Below are 22,143 nucleotides of genomic sequence, written 5' to 3' on the forward strand. Positions count from 1 at the left end.
GGTGCTGACAAGATTAGTCTGCGGTGTATCGTTACGCTGTAGACTTTTCGCCGTCATCAATAGCATTTTTAGGTGTTGTATCGAGCTTTATCAGGCGCTCCATAACTACGCAGGCCGTCAGATCTCCTGTGACATTGAGCACAGTTCTACACATATCTAAGATCCTATCTACTCCCAAGATAAGGGCAATACCAGCTGCAGGGATCCCAAAGCTGGTTAATACTGAAGCCAAAATTACAATACCGACCCCAGGGGTACTCGGGGAGCCAATGGATGCACCTACAGTGGTGAGTATCAGTAACAAAATTTGACTGTCGGAGAGTGTTATACCAAAAACTTGAGTCAAAAATAGTGCTGCGATCACTTGATAGAGCGCAGTACCGTCCATGTTGATCGTCGCGCCTAAAGGGATGATAAACTGAACAATCGGTTTTTTAACAGATAACGGCTGCTCAGCTGTACGCATTGAAAGCGGCATTACTGCGGCTGAACTGGACGTTGAAAAGGCTAATAATTGCGCACCTTTAATTGCTGATAAAAAGCGCCAAGGGCTAATCTTTCCTGCGCTACTGGCTAAAAACAGGTAGACAAACATAAGTAATAGCAAACCCAGCAGCACAGTCGCAACATAAGCAGAAACACCCAACAGGGCATCGATGCCAATCCGAATAGTAATATCACAAAGTAACCCAAAAACCGCAAACGGAGCTAGCAGCATAGCCCAATTAACAATCTGTAGGGACAGCGTTTGTGCTGTTGTGGTGAGCTCCAGAAGCAGGGACTTTTGCTTTTGAGTGAGTGTGGTGATAGCAATACCGATAAAAATGGCATACATCACAATAGCAAACATATCTTTATCGAGAGTGGATTGAGTAATATTTGATGGAATAATTGCCACCATGCGCTCAGGAATGCTTTTTAACTCAACTGTAGCTGTAACGGTCGTGGTATGCTGGCTATTGAGGTTATCAAGTAGCTGACTATCCACATATTTCCCCGGCTCAATGTAGGAAGCAACCACCAAACCAATGATGACAGCAATAAAGGTGGTCATGACGAAGTAGGGGAAGATCCTAAGTCCAACCTGCTTCAAAAACGCGGTGTCCTTGTTACCCGCAATGCCAAGAATGATGGATGAAAGTACCAGTGGGATCACAACCATCTGGATCAAGGCTAAAAATAGGTTGCCAGGTAGTGCAACCCATTGTGCTATTTGTAGTGATAGCTCAGCACTAACCAGCCCTACTCCTTTAGGGGAAAGTAAAATACCCACGGTAATACCCAGTATCAAAGCCACAACAATTTGCAGCCATAGCATTTTCTTTTGTAAAAAATAACTAATGGAGTAGGTCGTTTTCATTCCTTTTCCTTGAAACTGAGATAGTTGTACAGACAATGGTTATTTATAAATAGCATATCAGGATAGGTGTGAAGATATGTTGATTGGTATCAAGTATAGAATGAGCGTAAAAAGCTGGTTGTGGTGAGGCGCGGCTAAACCAAATAAAGGGAGTCATCGCGGGTGAATATGTCACTAATTAGCCTTAATACTTGTTCAATTTGAAGGTGTAAGTCTGATGCTAACTGCGTTAAAAATTTCTTATTTAGAACAATTAAATAGCAACATTTTTACCTGCCTACAGGACGTAAGTACCTAGGCGTTTACGGGACGCGGTAGCGGTGTTATCGACAAGGTTTTCTCGCCTCGAAATAGATCACTTAATTAAGATAATTGGTATTTTTTAGAAGCGGCCTCGTACATATGGCAAAAGCCTGTACTAGACAGGCTTTTCACGACTAAAAGCGGCGTCGAAAACTAACCGAATAGTTCGTCTTCCAATGTTTTACCATTGACTAAGGATTTGTAATGCCAGCCTTGTGCTCTGCATAACTGTAAAACATCAATATCAACTTGTTGACCGCTACGGTATTCAATAAGTATTGCACCACTTGCATTAAGCGATACATTCTCAACGCCCTGTAATGTCTTTAATTGTTCAACATGGCCATAGGTCCCTGTTTCTTTTAGCTTGACGGTCAAGGTGGCAAGTTCAGCTTGAGCAATACGATCAACCGCAGTTAGCTTCCCTTGTTGCAGGTGAAGTACCTGATCGCACAAGTCATCTAGCTCGACTAAGTCATGAGAGCTTAAAATAAAGGTAGTGTCAGATTGCAGTGTTCTAACTAAATTTCTGATCTCACGCGCATTTACCGGATCAAGGCCAGCGGTTGCTTCATCTAGTAGCACCACTTCTGGGCGAGAAAGTAGCGTTTGTGCGATGCAAATGCGTTTGCGCATGCCGTGTGATAATTCATGAGGTTTTGAATGAAAGCAGTCTTTAAGGTCGACCAGCTCAAGCACTCGGTGGGTTTCGTTTTCAGCCGTTTTTTTGTCCAACCCTTGGAGTTGTCCGTATAGGCACAATTGATTGCTAACTGAAAACCTAGGGTCAAGTTGAGCATCTTGAGGAAGGGCGGCAAGACGGCCAAATAACCCATCACTACCTGGTTTATGACCAAAAATACTAACACTTCCAGAATCCGCATTGAGATACCCGCAAAGTGTACTAAATAGCGTGGTTTTACCCGCACCATTGGGGCCTACTAGTGCGATTGGTGATCCTGCGTTGAGCGTAAACGAGACATTATCTAGCGCACGTTTTCTGCCGTATGTTTTAACGAGATCTTTCACTTCAATTATCATGGTCATAATGCGCGCCTTCTTAATAGTTCACAGCTAATTGCAATGAGTACCACACTATGGATAAGGGGGGTTGCAAAGCGAGTCAGGTTAATATTTTGGGCTATTGTTTCAGCGCCTTGGTATCCCGGGAAAAGGTAAAACAGGTATTCTGCGTATGCGCTGTACTCTAAGGCAAAAGCCACAATAGTTGCGAGTGTGATGTAGGCCAAAATAGCATAGATCATGCTCATTTTACTTGAGTTTGCAAAATGATTTGATACGGACATTAAGGCGATAAATGGCGCAGTGATCAGGGTGAGCTCCAATACAATGAGTGTGGCACGATGTAAACCACTTAACCATAAAGTAGGATCTCGAAGTACCATCAGAAGCCATGCACCGACGGCAGATATGGTGATTAACAAGAGTGTATTAAATAATTGTCCGAAAAAACGTCCGATAACAATTTCAGCACGGGTAGTACGCAGTGTTAAAAATCTAAGCGTACCCCGAGTTCTATCTTCTACGGTTTGATCAGCGCTAGCAAAAATAACAAACATAGGAAATAAAAAGATGGACCAAACTAGGTAGAGTGCGAGCTCCATTTCAGGCCATAGAGCAATTTTCTGCATGCCGACGACACCTGAAAAGCTCTGGATCATATTTTTGAAGTTGGGATCGCTTACAATGGATACCGCCTCAGCAATGGCATACCTCAGTATGGCATACCACACCAGCACAAAGGCGGCGATGGCTATCCAGCCACGCTTCGTTGCAAACAAGCGCTGCAACTCAAAGATGGCAATAAGGCCAATTCTTTTTATATTCATAATGATCCTTACAAGTGACAACACAAGTCCTCACTACCGAGCGGCAGGCTGACTTTGCCTTGAGCGTATATGATTGAAGTTAAAAAAGGAAGTTATAGAACTGTAACAAAATTAAACCAATAAAAAACGGGCACGATTGAGTGTGCCCGTTTCTAGCTTTTAATGATTAACAATTACCAGCCGCAATTACGGCCTTTATTTTGCTCATCTAGGTAGCTTTGTAATGGCGCAAAGTAGTCTAGTACTGCTGTGGCATCCATTTCATCCTTACCTGTTAGCGTTTTAAGTGCTTGCTGCCAAGGCTTGCTACTACCCATTTCGAGCATTGCATTTAAGCGCTCACCGGCAGCCTTTGAGTTGTATACTGAACAGCGATGGATCGCTTCTTCGCTACCTGCAATCTCACACAGAGATTTGTGGAATTGGAACTGCAGAATATGCGCTAAGAAGTAACGGGTGTAAGGCACATTACCAGGAACGTGATATTTTGCACCTGGATCAAAGTCAGCTTCACTACGTGAAACGGGAGCAGTAACCCCTTGATATTTCTCTCTTAAATCCCACCAAGCTTGGTTATATTCAGCAGGTGAAATCTCACCTGAGAAAACCTGCCAACGCCACTGGTCAACAAGTAGGCCAAATGGAATAAAGGCAACTTTATCCAGTGCCATCTTCATCAGTAGACCAATATCTTTTGATTCATCTGGCACCTTGTCTAATAAGCCGATTTGTTTTAAGTAACCCGGTGTTACCGATAGGGCAATAGTGTCACCAATTGCTTCATGGAAACCATCATTGGCACTTTCTTGGTAATATACAGGCTGCTGGTTATATGCGCGCTGATAGAAGTTGTGACCTAGCTCGTGGTGGATCACCGAGAACTCTTCTCCAGTACGCTGAATACACATCTTGATACGTAAATCGTCTTTAGCATCTAAGTTCCAAGCTGAGGCGTGACATTGTACGTCACGATCTTTTGGCTTAGTAAACAAAGAGCGTTCGTAGAAAGTTTCTGGTAACGGTGCAAAGCCCATAGAGGTGAAGAACTTCTCCGCACCTTTTACCATTTTGATTTCGTCATAATTATGCTGAGCAAGAAGGGCTGTCACGTCATAACCCGGATCTGCATTTTCTGGTGCCACTAAATCGTAAATATTACCCCAGCTTTGTGCCCACATATTACCCAGTAGGTGTGCAGGAATTGGTTTATCTTGAGGTACTTTGTCTTCGCCATATTTTTCACCTAGTTTGGCACGAACGTGACAATGAAGTGAGTCATAAAGAGGCTTTACTTGACCCCAAATGCGGTCTAGCTCTTTTGCAAAATCATCCGCTGGCATGTCGTATTTACTGCGCCACATGGCACCTGTGTCTGCATAGCCAAGCTCGTTTGCGCCCTCATTCGTGAGCACGACTTGCTTTTCATAGAGTGGACGCATTGGCTTTGAAACCTCACGCCAACCTTGCCATATATCAAGCAGCTCTTCGTAATTACGACTGTTAGCCATGGTTGCGGTCATGTCGCCTAAACTTAAGCAAGTGCTATCAGCTTTACAGTACTTCCCTTTACCGTACATGCCGTCTAATTCAGCGGTTAGCTTGGCAAGGGCCGCTGTTTTATCTGCGTCTTTAGGAGCAGGTAATGTTAGGTTTAGTTTTAATTTATCTAATTTACGACGGGTATCTTCACTCAAGTTCATACCGTCGAACTGCGCAGCTTGGTTGGCAAGAGTCACCAACGCTGCGGTGTATTCTTCATTGACATCTGCTGAAAGAGAAGCGGTATCATGAGTGATAAAGTTGGCATAGATCCATGCTGCGCGGCTAGAGCGATTATTCAGATCTACAAGTTGCGCTGACGCTTTATCTAAAAATGCAATCGCATCAGCTTCTGTGAAAGTTTTATTAGTAGTATCAGTAGATTTACAAGCAGAGAGTGCAAAAGTACTGGCAACGATAAGCGCGCCAACACTGAGTTTAAATCTTGGTTTCATAGTGATTCACTTGTTGTTTTGATTAATACATAGACCGCTGTTTGAGTGACGTTCTATGGGGTCTTTTGTTCTGCACCAGTTGAATTAACCTGCTCGCTATACTGAGGGTTAAAGCAATTGGTGTAAAACGGTGAAAATTCATTTTTCACTGTGGGCAGGATAATAGCAGGCCGTTTTTAAAACGACAATTTTACGATAAATAAATGGCGCGTATTTATGTGTGCGAGAGCAGCGAATAGGGATAAAAGTTGAGTTAGGCTAATAATTAACCATACTTATATATTCTACAGTATTAGTTCCGTGTTACAGGCTATCAAAGGGAGTGTATATGACGTTTATTTTACTGGTTATATTAGCCATTGTGGTGATTTTTTGCGTTCGTGATATTCGGGTAAAACTGATAAGCAAGCCACTATTTGATTACTTCAAGTCAGCGTTACCCGAATTATCTCAGACAGAACGAGAAGCAATGGAAGCGGGAAGTATTTGGTGGGACGGGGCGCTGTTTTCTGGAAAGCCTAATTGGCATAAGTGGCTCAGCAATGATAAACCTAAACTCAGCGATGATGAGCAAGCTTTTATAGATAATGAATTAAACACACTACTCAACATGCTAGATGAAGAAGCAATTGCTCAAGCCAATGACTTGCCGAACGAAGTCTGGCAATACCTAAAAGAAAAAGGTTTCTTCGCTTTTATTATCCCAAAATCGTATGGCGGACTTGAGTTTAGCGCCCAAGCTAATTCGACGATTGTTGCGAAGATAGCGAGTCGTAGCTTATCAACGGCAGTCACAGTTATGGTTCCTAACAGTTTGGGACCGGCTGAGCTGCTACTTCACTATGGAACAACTTCGCAGCAAGACTATTGGTTGCCGAAACTCGCTTCGGGAGAGGTACTCCCTTGTTTTGCCCTTACTTCACCTGAAGCTGGCTCCGATGCTGGTAGTATTCAAGATTATGCAGTGGTGTGTGAGCGAGAGTTTGAGGGCGCAAAGCAGCTAGGTCTTGCTGTAAGCTGGCAAAAGCGCTACATCACGCTTGCACCTGTTGCAGATGTATTGGGGCTGGCATTTAAAGTATACGACCCTGAACAAAGATTGTCTGAACAAGTTGAACTTGGGATAACCTGCGCGCTTATACCAACAGTACATCCGGGAGTAAAAATTGGAGATCGACATAGCCCGCTGGGGCAAGGTTTTATGAATGGTACCACCAGTGGTGAGGATGTATTCATTCCACTGTCATGGGTGATAGGCGAAGAGGCCGGAATTGGTAAAGGTTGGCGTATGCTTGTTTCTTGTTTGAGTGCCGGGCGGGGGATCTCATTACCTGCGTTAAGTGCAGGCACCGCGCACCTAAGTACGCGAACCAGCTCGGCCTATGCTAATGTCCGTCGTCAATTTGGTGTGCCAATAGCTGCATTTGAGGGGGTTCAGAGTGCTTTAGCAAGGGTTTATGGATATACATATCTTATCGAGGCGGTGAGACAAACAACAGCGTTGGCCATTGATTTAAAACAAAGCCCGTCTGTGGTTACTGCGATTGCGAAGTATCATTTGACCGAACATGCAAGAGTGGCATTAAACGATGCGATGGATATTCATGGTGGTAAAGCTATTCAAATGGGAAAGATGAACTATCTTGCTCGTAATTACATGGGAATGCCTATCTCTATTACCGTGGAAGGGGCAAATATTTTAACTCGTAGCCTGATGATATTTGGTCAAGGAGCAACGCGGTGTCATCCTTTCATATTAAAGGAAATGGAAATTGTGCAGCAAGAAGATAAAATTATTGCGCTCAAAGAGTTTGATGAGATCTTGTGTAAGCATTTACAACATACCTCGATTAATGGCGTAAAAGCGTTTTTCAATGGTTTTACTTTTGCGAGTTTTGAGCGTTCACCTGTAAGTGGAGATGTTGCACCTTACTATCGCCGTCTGACGTGGCTAAGCCAAGCACTGTCAGTATATAGTGATATTGCAATGCTAAAGCTGGCTGGCACACTCAAGCGTCGAGAAATGATTTCAGCTAAATTGGGCGATGTGTTGAGCTATCTGTATATGGCTTCTTGTGTATTGAAAAAGTATGAAGATGATGGCCGCCAACAAGGAGATTTACCTTTGGTTAAATTTGCAGTAGAGCACTGCCTATACGAAGCGAGCAATGCGATTTACGCATTTTGTGACAATTTTACCATTACACCTGTGAGCTTCTTATTCAAGCGCATTGCATTTCCCATTGGTAATTGGATTAAAGCACCGAGTGATACATTGGCAATTCAAGTTTGCGAACATGTATCAAAAAGCAATACCACTCGTGAGCGGATCTCACATTTATGTCCAGTGGTCAAACATTCAGCGGTAGACACGGTTGAACATGCCTTTATGCTAGAAAAAGCACATGCCCCTTTAATGGCAAAATATCGTAAGTGGTGTAAGCAAAATGCTGTTGATTTGAGGGGTAAATCCCTCGATGAGAAACTGAGCATGGCAACAACTGCTAACGTGGTAGACAACAAAGCGTCAGAAACTATTTTTTGTATTGAAACTTTGGTTGCACAGGCGGTGGCCGTAGATGCGAAGGAGGCATCCTCTTGATATTTAAGCAAACTGGGTCCGCTTTAAGCAATGAGTTGTCTGTAAAGACCTGCTGTGAAGGTGTTAATGGTGATAAGGGAGTAGGAATTAGATAACATAGCTAAATATACGGAAATCGATTAACGCTCTTAGATGCTTACTCATATCGCAAGTCCCCGACTAGGTTAGTCGGGGACTTTGTCATTCTGTCTATCGTGCGAATGGGTCTGCCAACACTTTATCTACATACCACTTACCCTTTTTACGAACCATACTGACGCTACGCATATCATCCACTTGTTCACCATGTAGTTGGCCAGTAAAAATGAGATTTATTTTTGCTGTATTACCATATTGTTCGCGAAGGCTTTGATTGGTCATGTCGACTTCGATTGTTACTTCATCGTACTGCATATTCACGAGGTTTCTAGCAAACTGAGAGGCTGTGCCATAAGAGCGCATGATCCTAGCGTGGCGAGGAGTTGAAATTTCCATCGCAGCATTTAAGTTTTTTTGATTATATAACGCGTCAAAATACATAGTTGCAGCATAGCCTGGGGTGTCTTTATCACCGCGAACGGCATCTTCATCAGAGCCGCATCCAGAAAGAAATAAAATTGCTAAAATTAAAACAACGACTTGCTTTAGGAGTGGCTTTGTCATGCTAAAATACACCATATGCAATATAAAATTATTCACAATAGTTTAAGTTTGTCTGCAATTGGTCGATATGTAAAGGCAGTAGTTGAAATAAATGCGTTGTACATAAAGGGTTTAAGATGTTTCGGTTGATGTGTGTGGTGTGTTTTGCTTGCTTTTTAATAGGTTGTGGCAGTCAACCTGAGATAAGTAAAGGGGTAACCAGTCAGTTGACACAAAACGGTGTGATAATTGGGCACTTTTCAAAAGATGGTGAGTGGACAGTCACACTTGACGGTAACGCTGACATTCAGATACACGACAATGCCGATCAATCTATTGTTTTTAAAGTGCCAAAAGACAAAGTTAAAACCCCAGTCAAGGCGCTACTTTTGTCCGATGATAAGAGTATGCTTATCATTGCTGGTGAAAACTTGATATCAATTTGGTCTGTTCCCAAACAAAAGCTTGTCACGAATGTACCGTTTGCTGGGGTTAGTCCACTTGCCTCAATCTCGTCATTGGCGTTATCTCACGATAATAAAAGGCTACTTGTTGCGATGGACGATGGTTCGGTAAATATGGCTGATTTATTCACCAAAATAAACAATCGTTTTATGCCGCACTCTAGACCTATCGAACATTTAGCATTTCATGAAAATGCAGAGTATTTTGTCACCGGTGCGCAAGATGGTTTAGTCGCGATGTGGCAGTTCGCTTCGCCAGAACCTGTGTATCAACATCAGTTCAATCACAGAGTTACTAGCCTGACAGTGAGTCCTGATGGTAAGCACCTTTTTGTTTCCGATGGCTTAAATGCGCAACATGTACTGGACTTTGAGTCAGGTAAGCTGATCAGCGAATTAAAATATATGGCGCGATTTAAAATGTTTAGAAAAGCCAAATTTATTTCTAATTCAGGCCTACTGGCTACTTCATCGTCTAAATCTCACTTGTCAATTTGGCGCTACGATAGTGGTGAAGAGCTTGGTACTTGGTCAATACGTACCGCTAATGAAGGCGCTACAGTTGTGGATATGTATGTACCGAACTCAAACACGCTGGTGACATTAAATAGTGATGGTATGTTGGAGACCTGGGCTGTTAACTTACTAGCTGAAAAGTAACAGCGCGCTGGACTGATTTATGGGTTAACAAAGTTTCGTGAGTGAGTTTCAGCTGTAACGTAAGCGTGTATTGCTATTGCCCTCAAGTAAACGAGTGTGGTGTTAGCTCAGGTCTAAAACCAATTAACTTGAGCTAAGTGTGTGCGGTTATTAGGCTTGTTGAAACTCGTAAACACTGCCCAAATTAAGCAGTTGTGTCAGTTCGTCAAGCGCTGTGTAAGACTCGTGCAACAAACTGGGATCTGCTAAGTCTTGCTCTGTTACGCGATCACGATAGTGCTTGTTGACCCAAGCGCTGAGCTGAGCAAATTTGTCATCACTCATCATGATTTCAGGGTTAACAGCACGCAATTCTGTATCGTTAAGCGCCACTCGTAATCGTAAACATGCAGGTCCACCACCGTTTTGCATACTCTGACGCAAATCAAAAAAGCGTACTTGCGAGATAGGGTTATTCGCACCAAGCATATACTCTATGTAGGCCGCAACATTGGTATTTTTTGCACATTCTTCAGGTGCAACTAACATCATTTCACCTGATGGTAAGGTGATCAACTGTGAGTTAAATAAGTAACTTTTTACCGCATCTTCCACACTTACGGCGTGACTTGGCACTTCAACAATGTGCAACGGCTTTTCACCAATGTATGCTTGTCTGATTTTGGTCAAACTATTGGTTTGATCGATAAAGGCTTGATCATGACAAAATAGTACATTCTCATTACCTACAGCAATCACATCATTGTGGAACACGCCTTGGTCAATAACATTTGGGTTTTGCTGGATAAAAATTGCTTGTTTTTCATTTAATTGATGTAGCCTTGCAACAGCTTGACTCGCTTCAAGGGTTTGTCGTGCAGGGTATTTGCTGGGGCCTTTAATACTACTGTTAAAACCACTTGAGCCATAGACAAATAACTGAACACCTTGGCTTGCATGATCATCAGCTAAACGAGTATGGTTCGCGGCACCTTCGTCGCCAAAAAAGGGCTGTTCAGGTAAATGCTGATGGTGTGAAAAGTGTTGTTCATCAGCGAACATAGCGCGTAGTAAATTGGTTGTGGTGGTTGGTTCTATGGAGCGATGAAACTTACAGTTTAAATTAGCGCTGGTAAAATGAACTTTACCATCATTTGAGTCAATAGACGGTGACACAGTCGCAGCGTTTGCAGTCCACATTGCCGAAGCAGAATAGCAAGCACGTAGTAAAATTGGGTCGTGCTTATATGCTTTTTCTAATACTTGGGCATCAGTGCCTGAAAAGCCAACTCGGCGCAGTGGTGACAAACTTGGGCGCGCATGAGGGGCGAATATCCCTTGTTTTAAGCCGATGTCGTGCATCGCTTTCATTTTTTCAAGGCCTTGTAACGCCGCCTCTTTTGGATTTGAAATGCTGGTAGCGTTAGAAAGAGAGGCCACGTTACCGTAAGATAAACCGGCGTAGTTATGAGTTGGTCCTACTAAGCCATCGAAATTGACTTCATAAGTCATGAGTGCGATTCCTGTTGCAAATGGTTATAGACCTCTAGTATGAGGCGGTTTCGTCAGTTTTTAAAGTGATATGAATCAAAACAACAGCATAGCTAACAGCACTTTGTCATTTAACCTCTTGCTAGGCAGACTTTAATTGCAAATTCAGACCTCGTTGCCCACAATAGAGAGAGTTTTTGTTTTACCTCAGGGCAAACCATGGAAGTTGAACATCAGGAAATTGCCAACTTTTTAATCGCTTATCCGCCATTCTCGGATTTACCGCAGGAGGCACTACACCGCCTTGCAAGCCAAGTTGAAGTTGGCTATTACCGTGAGGGGAGTCGCATTCTGGAGTATGGTGAGCAAATCACTTACCTGTATGTGATCCGCTCTGGTGCTGTGGAATTATTCCGCCGCTCGGGTGAATTATACAATCGTATATCAGCAGGGGGGATCTTTGGTCAACGCGGTTTATTGATGAATCGTAAGGTTCGCTTTGGGGCGCAAAGCCTCGAAGATACATTAGTGTATTGCATTCCTGTGGGTGTATTTGATGAATACTGCGATGTCTATGAGGCATTTGCTGATTATTTTGAAGCTGATGACAATGCTAGGCTCAAAATAACAGTATCTGAGCAAGCAGATAGTAACGACTTAACCACTGCTAAAGTACGTAAACTATTGCTACGTGATGTGGTATACGTCGAACGTAATGCAACAGTGCAACAAGCCGCACAAGTGATGGCAACAGAGCAGGTTTCATCTTTACTAATTTATGATCCTGAAAAGCCTGTGGTAGAAGACCCCGATGAGGACGATGGTCAAGTTGTCGGGTTGATCAGCGATAGAGACTTGCGGGTAAACGTTGTTGCTAAAGGGCTTGACTATCAAACGCCGGTTTCTGAGATTATGTCTACCGATTTGGTGATTGTAGATTCTAATGCGTACGTATTTGAAGCCATGATGTTGATGCTCAAAGACAATGTTCATCATCTGCCTGTAGTTCATAAACGCAAACCAATTGGAGTTGTGGCGCTTTCTGATATTTTGCGTTATGAGTCACAAAGTAGTTTGCTATTTGTAAGAGGCTTGATGGATCAGCAAAGCGTTGAGGATCTTGCCAGTTATGCTAAACAGCTCCCTGCAATATTCACTCGCATGGTCAATGAAGATGCTAATTCACATATGATTGGCTCTGCTATGTCTATTATTGGTAAAACATTTAAACATAAATTGCTCGAGTTAGCAGAGGCAAAATTAGGACCCCCCCGATCCCTTACTGTTTTATTGCTCTGGGCTCAATGGCTCGGGACGAGCAGCTAATTGTAACGGATCAGGATAACGCGTTGATCTTAGATGACGATTATAAACCTACAGAGCATGGAGTGTACTTTGAGCAACTCGCAAAATTTGTGTGTGACGGCCTTGCAAACTGCGGATATAAGTACTGTGATGGTGGCATTATGGCGACCAATCCTGCTTGGCGGTTAACATTTAGTCAATGGCAATCACAGTTTGAAAGTTGGATTGATAAGCCTAGTCCAGAAGCCTTACTCAATAGCTCAATTTTCTTTGACTTGGAAGGGGTATGGGGGGAAGTAAAGTGGGCGGAGAAGTTAACCGCATTTGTTAGTAAAAAGGCAAAAAGTACACCTAAATTTTTAGCGGCAATGGCGCATAATGCGCTAAGAAGAACACCACCACTTGGCTTTTTTAATGGCTTTGTTTTGGAGCAAGATGGTGAGCACAGACGGTCGATGAATATTAAACGACGTGGCACAGCACCACTTTCGGATTTGGTTCGTGTACATGCGCTTGGTGTTGGCTCTAAAAAACAAAACTCCTTTGAACGACTCGAAGATATTGACGAAGCAAATATACTTCCTAAAGGTAAAGTATTAGATCTACAAGCTGCACTTGAATACATCGCTATCATGCGTATTCGCCATCAAGCCTGGCAAATTGAGCAGGGTGAAAAGCCAGATAACAGTTTACCACCTGAAACACTCTCTGATTTTGAGCAGCGCAATTTGAAAGAAGCATTTGGTGTGTTAGACAAAGCGCAAAGCTTTTTAAAGTTTCGCTACCAAAATAAATCCATGATGAAATAGCGGTGTAAAGATGCAGGGTGAGATTATGTCATGGCCAAATCGCTTCGAGCATTTGGCAAAAGTGGCGAGAGATCCAAGACTTAAGTCATTTTATCAACAAGGTGTGGTTGACCCTTATCAGCAATTGGGTCAGTGCGAATTTGTTGCGCTTGATTTTGAAACCACGGGGCTTAATCCAAATATCGATGACATAGTGAGTGTTGGCGTGGTGCCATTTGATTTGCGGCGGATCCGCGTAGCGCAAGCAAAGCACTGGTTAGTTAAACCAACGAGTCCACTTGCTAAAGAGTCTGTGGTACTTCATCGGATAACCCATTCTCAAGTTGAAAGCGCGCCAGATCTGGAGGATATTCTTGAGGAGGTGTTTGCGTCGCTTCATGGTAGAGTCATCGTGGTGCATTATCAGTTTGTCGAGAAGTCATTTTTTAACTCTGCGCTTATGGCAAGAGTAGATGAAGGAATTGAGTTTCCGGTCATTGATACAATGGAAATTGAGAAGTCAGCAATAAATAATACTAGAAACTGGCTTGATAAGCTTAAACGTAAACCCATTCCTTCAGTACGCTTAGCTGATTGCAGAAAGCGCTATGGGCTTCCATATTACCAGCCCCACCATGCTTTGTCCGATGCCTTGGCAACGGCAGAGTTACTTCAAGCCCAGGCTCAGTATTGTTTAGATCCATCAGATATGGTGAAGCGCTGGTGGAGCTAAATCCAAATAACAAAAAGGCGGAGCATACATCAAGCTCCGCCTGTAATGGCATTAACGACTGTTAGCTTTTAGGCTCAGTCCTTAGCCCAAGGATCAAACTTACACACATCAGCAGTAGTACAAAGGTAAACGGTAAACCTGTAGAAATGGCACCCGCTTGCAGTGCTTCAATCGCCTCTTTACCACCGATCCACAGTAGCGCAGCCGCAATCGCACCCTCAATACTCGCCCAGAATATACGTTGTGGTACTGGCGCATCGATTTTACCGCCAGCGGTAATACTATCGATAACTAAAGAGCCTGAGTCTGACGAAGTAATAAAGAAAACCAGTACAAGTAAAATCGCAGTGAACGAGAGTAAATCACTCATAGGTAAGTTTTCAAACATCTGGAACATAGCTAAAGGCACTTCAGTTAAGCCATTTGTGCCAAGCGCACCAATGCCATTTTTTACCTGATCGATAGCAAGGCCACCATAAATTGACATCCAGATCACGGTTACCAATGTCGGGATTAATAATACTGCGGTGATAAACTCGCGTATGGTTCGTCCCTCTGACACACGAGCGATGAACATACCAACAAACGGTGACCAAGATATCCACCATGCCCAATAGAATACTGTCCAGCCTTGGAACCATGCCTCATCGTCACGCCCATGAGGGTTACTTAGCGGAATGATATTTTCAATATAAGCCATTAAAGTTGTCGGAATATTACCCAAGGCAATTGCAAAACCTGCGATACCAACGAATAGTAATAATGCAAAGGCTATTAGCATATTAATGTTACTGAGTAATTTTACTCCGCCATCAATACCGCGGACAACGGAAATAATCGCCAAGACAGTTACGCCCGCGATCACGGCAATTTCAAGGCTAAGTCCTGCCTCTATACCAAATACATGCTGGATCCCAGCACCAGCTTGTTGTGCACCCAAACCAAGTGACGTCGCAAGACCAAACAAGGTAGCAAGTACAGCAAGAATATCAATGATATGCCCAGGCCAACCCCATGCTCTATCTCCTAAGATAGGATAAAAGATAGAGCGGATCGACAGCGGTAGTCCCTTGTTGTAGGCAAAAAATGCTAGGGAAAGTGCAACCACTGCGTAAATTGCCCAAGGGTGTAAGCCCCAATGATACATGGTCGCGCCCATGGCAAGTTCGGCAGCTTCAGGGGTATTAGCTGCAACATTCAATGGCGTTTCATACCAGCCAGTATAATATGCTACAGGTTCAGCGACGCCCCAAAACATTAGGCCTATCCCCATACCTGCGGCAAATAACATAGCAAGCCAAGATGCTCGGCTATAACTAGGCTTGGCATTTTCACCGCCTAAGCGTATCTTTCCGTAGGGGGAAAGCACAAGTACTAGACAGAATAAGACAAAGAAGTTCCCCGACCACATAAATAGCACATCAAAATTACCTATGATGTCCCACTTGATGCCATCAAGCGTGGTTTTCGCTGTATTTGCATCGACCAATAATACAGCAATTAAAAAAGCTAATATTAATCCTGCACTTACGCCAAACACGGGGTTATGTACATCAAACCCCCACTTTTGCACGTTGTCTTGCCCAACGGTGTAGTCCGTATTATCGATGCTGTATTTATCGTGGTTATTGCCCATGATACCCTCTTGTTGTTCTCATCGTGATAAGACATCAAGCTGACATAGTAGTTATACCAGTTTGTCTTACTACTTGCTCAATTTGAAGGAGTAAATCTGACGCTAACCGCGTTAGAAATTTTGTACCTACATGGATGTAGGTATCTTGGCGATAGCAGGGCGCTGTAGCGGTGTTATCGACAAGACTTTCTCGTCTCAAAATAGCAAGTTTATTAAGATAATTGGTATAAGTTAAAAATTACACACTATACAATAACAATTCGACATAAACTAAATAGGCAGTGAAACAAAGAAAACTGTGACCTTTAACACCAGTCAATAGCTATTTGCAATGGCTTCGTTAACCACGAAACCTACTATCACTCGCTGTTACGTCATACCCTTTAAGTTACAAAAAATTTTGCCCAGTCTAGATTATTTGGCGTCCTCACTCGATCAATACATTTCAATTGCATCAAAAGAATGGCTCCACGCACCTGTGATGGGTTTATGTTAGTTACAGTGACAGTATATTGCCTCAATACTTGTAATTAAGATAAACCAACCGAACTGCTATGCTAATGAGATTAAAACATCAATCTACTTACCAACTCGCCTTATACAAGAGCATGTAATTAAGCAAATTGGAATTACGTCAACTTGATAATCAGTCGATGCTAATACCAATTAGACTTAATATTTGCTCAATTTTGAGGAGTAAATCTGACGCTAACTGCGTTAAAAATTTCTTATTTAGAATAACTAAATAGCAAAAATTTTGCCTAGTTATCGACAAAATTTTCTCGCCTTAAAATAGACCACTTAATTAAGATAATTGGTATGAAAAGCAACAACTCTTTACGTCTTGGTCGTACCGGAAAGCAAATGCGCAATACCAGTAAAACCTACGCTTACTAGTTTAGGGGGTGAGATTGAAAAGTAAATGGTTACTGAATTTTTTATTTAAAAATCATCGTATTCATCAACTAGACATACAGAGTGAGGTAATACCAATTTGACTTAATACTTGCTCAATTTGAAGGAGTAAATCTGACGCTAACAGCGTTAAAAGTTTCTTATTTAGAACAACTAAATAGCAAAATTTTTGCCTTGCCTACAGGACGTAGGTACCTCGGCGTGAGCAGGACGCGGAAGCGGTGTTATCGACAAGATTTTCTCACCTCAAAATAGACCACTTAATTAAGAAAATTGGTATAAAGTGAAGTTTTTTTAATGAGAACAAGAAAAAAACCCCTCTTGCGAGGGGTTTTGGGTAACTCAGCGCCTTTGGCACTGGGAATGAGGTCGGTACATTTTTGGGTAATGTGGCGGCTTATTAAGCCTCAAACTGCATCTCAGGAATATCGCCATCAACGATAAGTTTACCCGCAGTTTTGCTGATTATTTCATCAACACTAACACCCGGTGCGCGTTCTAGCAAATGGAATGCGCCATCTTTTACTTCTAACACAGCCAAATCAGTGACAATTTTCTTTACACAGTTCACGCCAGTAAGCGGGAGTGTGCATGATTCAAGTAGCTTAGAGTCGCCGTGTTTACTAGCATGGGTCATGGTCACTATGATGTTGCGTGCACCAGCAACTAAATCCATTGCACCACCCATGCCTTTGATTAATTTTTTCGGGATCATCCAAGACGCGATATTGCCTTGCTGATCAACTTCAAATGCACCTAGTACCGTTAAGTCTACATGACCACCACGGATCATGGCAAAGCTTTCTGCACTATTAAAAATTGCTGCACCCGTCGCAGCTGTCACGGTTTCTTTACCAGCGTTTATCATATCAGCGTCAACTTGGTCTTCGGTTGGGTAGGGACCCATGCCTAGCAAGCCATTTTCTGATTGCAGCATTACTTCAATGCCGCTAGGTACATAGTTAGCAACTAAGGTTGGAATGCCTATGCCTAAGTTTACGTAGTAACCATCTTCTAGCTCTTGCGCCACGCGCATCGCAATTTGTTCACGATTTAAACCCATGATTGCCTCCTATTTGCGCGTTGTGACACGTTCAATACGTTTTTCAAAGTCACCTTTGATCACGCGATTGACATAAATGCCCGGGGTGTGGATTTGGCTCGGCTCAAGCTCGCCGGGCTCCACAATCTCTTCTACTTCCGCTACCGTGATTTTCCCAGCTGTTGCCGCCATCGGGTTAAAGTTCATTGCGGTATGGCGAAATACTAAGTTGCCATAGCGGTCAGCTTTCCACGCTTTAACAATAGCGAACTCACCGGTGATCGACTCTTCTAAAATATACGGCCGGCCATCAAATTCCTTTACTTCTTTACCTTGTGCGACAGGTGTGCCATAACCTGTTGCTGTGTAAAAAGCTGGGATCCCAGCACCACCAGCACGCATTTTCTCTGCAAGCGTCCCTTGTGGTGTCAACTCAACGTCGATAATGCCGTCAAGAAGTTGCTGTTCAAACAGCGCATTTTCACCGACATAAGATGCAATGATTTTCTTAATCTGACGATCTTTAAGCAAAATACCTAGGCCAAAATCATCGACACCACAATTGTTCGAAACTACAGTCAATTCTTTTGTTTGCATGCGCTTAATTTCTGCAATTAAGCCTTCTGGAATACCACACAAGCCAAAGCCACCTGCGATGATGGTATCACCATCTTTCAGACCTGCCATCGCTTCGCTGTAGCTTGATACGACTTTATCGAAACCGGCCATAAGCCCACTCCTAATGATGTTATTGTTTTAAGATTGACAAGTTTGTTTGAGTGCCAACGACACTTTACTGCTTGGTGTCTTGCCTAGTGCATCACAAATTGTCCATCCTGCTTTTGCTAGTCTTTCTAAATCAATTCCACACTCAATGCCAAGCCCTTGCAGCAAGTAAACTACATCCTCAGTGGCAACATTTCCTGACGCACCTTTGGCGTAAGGGCAACCACCGAGCCCTGCAACGGCGCTATCAACAGTCGCGATCCCCATTTGTAGAGCAGTGTGAATATTCGTTAAAGCTTGCCCGTAAGTATCATGGAAATGCACTGCAAGCTTGTCAGCTGGGATATGTTGTAGTAACAAGGTGAGTAACTGTTGAACTTTTTTAGGCGTACCAACACCGATAGTGTCACCTAGGCTAATTTCATAACAACCAAGTGACAACAATTGTTTACATACCGCTAAAACTTGCTCTGGTTGTACAGCTCCTTGATATGGGCAGCCAACAACACAGCTTACATAACCTCTTACTTTTATGTTGTTTTTTTGTGCAAGGTCAACAACGGGGCGAAAGCGCTCAATACTTTGTTCAATCGTGCAGTTGATGTTTTTTTGGGTGAACGCTTCACTGGCTGCTGTAAAAATAGCAAATTCGTCAACCTGATTCTCAAGTGCAAGCTCGGCGCCTTTGAGGTTTGGCGTCAGCGCACTTATTTCAACTTCATCACTACGCGTAAAGCCTTGAATAACCGCAGCTGAGTCAGCCATTTGTGGCACCCATTTGGGTGACACAAATGCACCAGCTTCAATGTGCTTGAGGCCAGCGTTTTTGAGTGCATTAACCAGCGCTATTTTAGCTTCAGTGGCAACACTGACCTCATTTTGTAAGCCATCCCGTGCACCCACTTCTACAATTTTTACGCGAGCCGGATAGTCAGCCATTAGTCTTGCTCCTCAACAATCGCCAGCATATCGCCATGACTGACCAACTCGCCTTCTGCAAAGCAGTATGAAGTCAGCTTGCCATCGAAAGGTGCATTGAGGGTATATTCCATCTTCATGGCTTCTATAATCACTACAGCATCACCTTTGCTGACTTGGGTGCCGACGGACAATAAATGCTTAACGACAGTGCCGTTTAATGGGGCAGCCAAAGGCGCAGCTTCGTGCTCATGATCGCTAATATAATGCTTTGACTTAAGCTCAACGGTATGTTGATGAGGGCCATACATAATGGTAATGGCGGTTTCGGTAACAACCGCACTTGCGCGTAATCGGGCACCATCAATGACTACCGTTAACTGGTGTCCTTCTAATTTACATTCAACATGATGGATTTGCTCGTTAAACGAAATCTTCCAACCATCTTGAGATTGATAGGCACAGGCAGCATGATCCACAAATGGCAAATCAACTTTCGCGGTTTGATTAAGTCTAAAGCCTAAGTTTCCCCACACCGTCTTTTTACATGGTTGTTGGTGGCTAAGATAGGCTGCACCTGCTAGTAGCACCATTTTATCCAACGGCGTATTCGATTGAGTTAGTACCTCAGTTTGCGTATCAATAAAGTGGGTATCTGGTGCACCGGTTGTAAAAGTAGGGTGTCCAGCTAGGTGGTGCAAAAAGGCGATATTGGATTTTAAACCACACAGATGGACTTGCTCTAAACTCGATTTTAGTTTGAGTAATGCTTGCTCGCGGTTTTTGCCGTGAGCAATCAGCTTTGCGATCATAGGATCGTAAAACGGGCTGATCTCATCGCCTTGCTGCACGCCTGTGTCAATTCTTACGCCATCTTTGGCTTCAGGAAAGCTAAGGTGAGCTAGTACACCTGAAAACGGCATGAAGTTCTCTTCAGGATCTTCTGCGTAAATACGTGCTTCAAAGCTATGACCAGATAACGAAACCTGCTGTTGAGTCAGCGGTAGCGGTTCACCCGCCGCGACCATTAATTGCAATTCGACTAAGTCAAGACCAGTTACCATTTCTGTTACTGGGTGCTCTACTTGTAGCCGAGTATTCATCTCCATAAAGAAAAATTCATCACCACAGAGTAAGAATTCCACAGTACCAGCGCCGCGGTAATTAATCGCCTGCGCACAGCGTACTGCTGCTTCACCCATGGCTTTGCGCATCGCATCACTCAAACCTGGTGCGGGCGCTTCTTCAATCACTTTTTGGTGGCGACGCTGTAGTGAACAGTCCCTGTCACCGAGATAAACACAGTTACCGTGGCTATCAGCGAAAACTTGTACTTCAACATGACGAGGTTTATCTACAAAGCGTTCAAGCAGTACTAAGTCATTGCCAAAACTTGCCGCCGCTTCACGTTTAGCCCCATGTAGAGCGGATAGAAACTCGCTACTCTCACGTACCACGCGCATGCCTTTACCGCCGCCGCCGTATGCGGCTTTGATAAGTACCGGAAAACCGATTTTTTCCGCTTCGGCTTGTAAGAAATCATCTTCTTGTTTGTCACCATAATACCCAGGAACTAGAGGCACATTGGCGTCATTCATGATTTCCTTGGCACGGGTCTTTGAACCCATCGCTTCGATTGAACTTGCCAGCGGACCAATAAACGCAATATCCGCCGCCTCACACGCTTTGGCAAATACTTCATTTTCAGATAAGAACCCGTAGCCTGGATGAATACAATCCACATCAGCAGCCTTTGCCACTTCAAGGATTTTTTCTGCCACCAAATAAGACTCTTTACTTGGTGCCGGACCAATGTGGTAAGCTTCATCAGCGGCCTTAACGTGCATCGCATTGGCGTCAGCATCAGAGTAAACCGCTACAGTGGTTAGTCCCATTTTCTTCGCGGTACGCATCACGCGACAGGCAATTTCACCCCGGTTTGCGACTAGAATTTTAGTTAGCATATTGACTCCTATTCGTGCGCGGCGTTTTGCCAGCGTGGCGCACGTTTATCGAAAAAGGCACTAAGACCTTCTTGCCCTTCTTCACTGACTCTAATCTCAGCAATACGCTTTGCTGTATGGGTGATCAACGCTTCGTTGATTTCGTTGCCTGCAACTTCGTTGATAAGTGCTTTGGCATTTTTAACCGCAGCAGGGCCATTATTTAGCAGCAGCTGTGTGAAGTCAGACTCACTTTTAACTAAATCGTCACTGAGCTCATGGATTAATCCCATTTCAAGAGCTTTTTCAGCGTTGAATACCTCAGCAGTTAAAAAGTAGCGTCTTGCTTGGCGCTCACCAATGGCTTTTATAACATAAGGACTAATCACAGCCGGAATAAGGCCAAGCTTGACTTCACTTAAACAGAATTTGGAGTTGTGCTGTGCAATGGCGATGTCACAACAGGCGATTAATCCTAGTGCACCGCCAAAAGCTGCCCCTTGCACTAGGCATAATGTCGGGTGGGGACAAGTAGCTAAAACCTGCATTAATTTGGCAAGTTCTAGTGAGTCTGCGACGTTTTCGTCGTAGTTATTGTCTGCCATGGATTTCATCCACGCCAGATCAGCGCCAGCTGAAAAGTGTTTGCCTTCGGTTTTAAATATCAAAGCGCGCACATCCAGGCCGCTGGCATAGTCGATATTTTTGATAAGTTCGGCAATCACCTCTGCATTAAAGGCATTGTGTTTTTCTGGGCGACTTAGCTCTAAGATCGCCACTTTGTTTTTTGTTATCGTTAAAGTGACAGGCATC

Annotated in this window: 15 protein-coding genes and 1 pseudogene; 4 read left to right on the forward strand and 12 right to left on the reverse strand. The window is 43.5% G+C overall.

Annotation, left to right across the window (positions count from 1 at the left end; all coding sequences use genetic code 11):
- Nucleotides 1-31 precede the first annotated feature (31 nt).
- The 4 genes from J8Z24_RS06725 to J8Z24_RS06740 form a co-directional block, all read right to left on the reverse strand.
- Nucleotides 32-1,360, reverse strand: coding sequence for a dicarboxylate/amino acid:cation symporter (locus tag J8Z24_RS06725; RefSeq protein WP_176031821.1), 1,329 nt, complete (start codon nt 1,358-1,360; stop codon nt 32-34).
- A gap of 456 nt (nt 1,361-1,816) precedes the next feature.
- Nucleotides 1,817-2,710: an ABC transporter ATP-binding protein gene (locus tag J8Z24_RS06730; protein ID WP_176031820.1), complete on the reverse strand. Its 894-nt coding sequence runs from the start codon at nt 2,708-2,710 to the stop codon at nt 1,817-1,819.
- Complete coding sequence (locus J8Z24_RS06735) at nt 2,707-3,513, reverse strand: ABC transporter permease subunit (protein ID WP_125253002.1); 807 nt, start codon at nt 3,511-3,513, stop codon at nt 2,707-2,709. The genes J8Z24_RS06730 and J8Z24_RS06735 overlap by 4 nt, the downstream gene beginning before the upstream one ends.
- Nucleotides 3,514-3,686: 173 nt before the next feature.
- On the reverse strand, nt 3,687-5,507 hold the full coding sequence (locus J8Z24_RS06740) for a M2 family metallopeptidase (protein ID WP_176031818.1): 1,821 nt from the start codon (nt 5,505-5,507) through the stop codon (nt 3,687-3,689).
- Between the two features lie 328 nt (nt 5,508-5,835).
- Between J8Z24_RS06740 and J8Z24_RS06745 the strand changes: the two genes are divergently transcribed.
- Nucleotides 5,836-8,109, forward strand: a complete 2,274-nt coding sequence (locus tag J8Z24_RS06745; RefSeq protein ID WP_176031817.1) for an acyl-CoA dehydrogenase — start codon at nt 5,836-5,838, stop codon at nt 8,107-8,109.
- Nucleotides 8,110-8,298: 189 nt separating this feature from the next.
- Here J8Z24_RS06745 and J8Z24_RS06750 read toward each other — a convergent pair whose 3' ends face one another.
- Nucleotides 8,299-8,751, reverse strand: coding sequence for a hypothetical protein (locus J8Z24_RS06750; protein WP_147390461.1), 453 nt, complete (start codon nt 8,749-8,751; stop codon nt 8,299-8,301).
- Nucleotides 8,752-8,867: 116 nt separating this feature from the next.
- On the opposite strand from J8Z24_RS06750, the gene J8Z24_RS06755 reads away from it, so the two are divergent.
- Nucleotides 8,868-9,854 (forward strand): WD40 repeat domain-containing protein, encoded by a 987-nt coding sequence (locus tag J8Z24_RS06755; protein WP_147390462.1) that lies wholly within the window; start codon nt 8,868-8,870, stop codon nt 9,852-9,854.
- Between the two features lie 150 nt (nt 9,855-10,004).
- On the opposite strand, the gene astB is transcribed toward J8Z24_RS06755, so the two are convergent.
- Complete coding sequence (gene astB, locus J8Z24_RS06760; protein ID WP_252095503.1) at nt 10,005-11,345, reverse strand: N-succinylarginine dihydrolase; 1,341 nt, start codon at nt 11,343-11,345, stop codon at nt 10,005-10,007.
- A gap of 198 nt (nt 11,346-11,543) precedes the next feature.
- Between astB and J8Z24_RS06765 the strand changes: the two are divergent.
- A pseudogene (locus J8Z24_RS06765) lies at nt 11,544-13,438 on the forward strand (DUF294 nucleotidyltransferase-like domain-containing protein).
- Between the two features lie 10 nt (nt 13,439-13,448).
- Nucleotides 13,449-14,150, forward strand: coding sequence for a 3'-5' exonuclease (locus J8Z24_RS06770; RefSeq protein ID WP_128732809.1), 702 nt, complete (start codon nt 13,449-13,451; stop codon nt 14,148-14,150).
- Nucleotides 14,151-14,211: 61 nt separating this feature from the next.
- Here J8Z24_RS06770 and J8Z24_RS06775 read toward each other — a convergent pair whose 3' ends face one another.
- The 6 genes from J8Z24_RS06775 to J8Z24_RS06800 all read right to left on the reverse strand — a co-directional run bounded on the left by J8Z24_RS06775 (nt 14,212) and on the right by J8Z24_RS06800 (nt 22,142).
- Entirely contained in the window at nt 14,212-15,786 is a 1,575-nt protein-coding gene (locus tag J8Z24_RS06775; RefSeq protein WP_128732808.1) for a BCCT family transporter, read from the reverse strand.
- Between the two features lie 1,315 nt (nt 15,787-17,101).
- Complete coding sequence (locus J8Z24_RS06780; RefSeq protein WP_125254337.1) at nt 17,102-17,764, reverse strand: CoA transferase subunit B; 663 nt, start codon at nt 17,762-17,764, stop codon at nt 17,102-17,104.
- A 9-nt stretch (nt 17,765-17,773) separates the two neighbouring features.
- Complete coding sequence (locus tag J8Z24_RS06785; protein WP_125254336.1) at nt 17,774-18,472, reverse strand: CoA transferase subunit A; 699 nt, start codon at nt 18,470-18,472, stop codon at nt 17,774-17,776.
- A gap of 27 nt (nt 18,473-18,499) precedes the next feature.
- Entirely contained in the window at nt 18,500-19,408 is a 909-nt protein-coding gene (locus J8Z24_RS06790) for a hydroxymethylglutaryl-CoA lyase (protein WP_176031815.1), read from the reverse strand.
- Entirely contained in the window at nt 19,408-21,351 is a 1,944-nt protein-coding gene (locus J8Z24_RS06795; protein WP_176031814.1) for an acetyl/propionyl/methylcrotonyl-CoA carboxylase subunit alpha, read from the reverse strand. The genes J8Z24_RS06790 and J8Z24_RS06795 overlap by 1 nt, the downstream gene beginning before the upstream one ends.
- An 8-nt stretch (nt 21,352-21,359) precedes the next feature.
- A complete protein-coding gene (locus J8Z24_RS06800; RefSeq protein WP_125254333.1) occupies nt 21,360-22,142 on the reverse strand; it encodes an enoyl-CoA hydratase-related protein in 783 nt (260 codons plus the stop codon).
- Nucleotide 22,143: the final 1 nt, after the last annotated feature.

This window comes from Pseudoalteromonas sp. SCSIO 43201 (assembly GCF_023716725.1).
GTDB classification, from domain to species: Bacteria; Pseudomonadota; Gammaproteobacteria; order Enterobacterales; family Alteromonadaceae; genus Pseudoalteromonas; species Pseudoalteromonas peptidolytica.

Coding starts and splice junctions, on each gene's coding strand:
- J8Z24_RS06775 (WP_128732808.1), bottom strand. CDS start 15,786: ATGGGCAATAACCACGATAAATACAGCATCGATAATACGGACTACACC.
- J8Z24_RS06790 (WP_176031815.1), bottom strand. CDS start 19,408: ATGGCTGACTATCCGGCTCGCGTAAAAATTGTAGAAGTGGGTGCACGG.
- J8Z24_RS06725 (WP_176031821.1), bottom strand. CDS start 1,360: ATGAAAACGACCTACTCCATTAGTTATTTTTTACAAAAGAAAATGCTA.
- astB (WP_252095503.1), bottom strand. CDS start 11,345: ATGACTTATGAAGTCAATTTCGATGGCTTAGTAGGACCAACTCATAAC.
- J8Z24_RS06795 (WP_176031814.1), bottom strand. CDS start 21,351: ATGCTAACTAAAATTCTAGTCGCAAACCGGGGTGAAATTGCCTGTCGC.
- J8Z24_RS06750 (WP_147390461.1), bottom strand. CDS start 8,751: ATGACAAAGCCACTCCTAAAGCAAGTCGTTGTTTTAATTTTAGCAATT.
- J8Z24_RS06770 (WP_128732809.1), top strand. CDS start 13,449: ATGCAGGGTGAGATTATGTCATGGCCAAATCGCTTCGAGCATTTGGCA.
- J8Z24_RS06785 (WP_125254336.1), bottom strand. CDS start 18,472: ATGGCCGGTTTCGATAAAGTCGTATCAAGCTACAGCGAAGCGATGGCA.
- J8Z24_RS06730 (WP_176031820.1), bottom strand. CDS start 2,710: ATGACCATGATAATTGAAGTGAAAGATCTCGTTAAAACATACGGCAGA.
- J8Z24_RS06755 (WP_147390462.1), top strand. CDS start 8,868: ATGTTTCGGTTGATGTGTGTGGTGTGTTTTGCTTGCTTTTTAATAGGT.
- J8Z24_RS06740 (WP_176031818.1), bottom strand. CDS start 5,507: ATGAAACCAAGATTTAAACTCAGTGTTGGCGCGCTTATCGTTGCCAGT.
- J8Z24_RS06780 (WP_125254337.1), bottom strand. CDS start 17,764: ATGGGTTTAAATCGTGAACAAATTGCGATGCGCGTGGCGCAAGAGCTA.
- J8Z24_RS06735 (WP_125253002.1), bottom strand. CDS start 3,513: ATGAATATAAAAAGAATTGGCCTTATTGCCATCTTTGAGTTGCAGCGC.
- J8Z24_RS06745 (WP_176031817.1), top strand. CDS start 5,836: ATGACGTTTATTTTACTGGTTATATTAGCCATTGTGGTGATTTTTTGC.
- J8Z24_RS06800 (WP_125254333.1), bottom strand. CDS start 22,142: ATGCCTGTCACTTTAACGATAACAAAAAACAAAGTGGCGATCTTAGAG.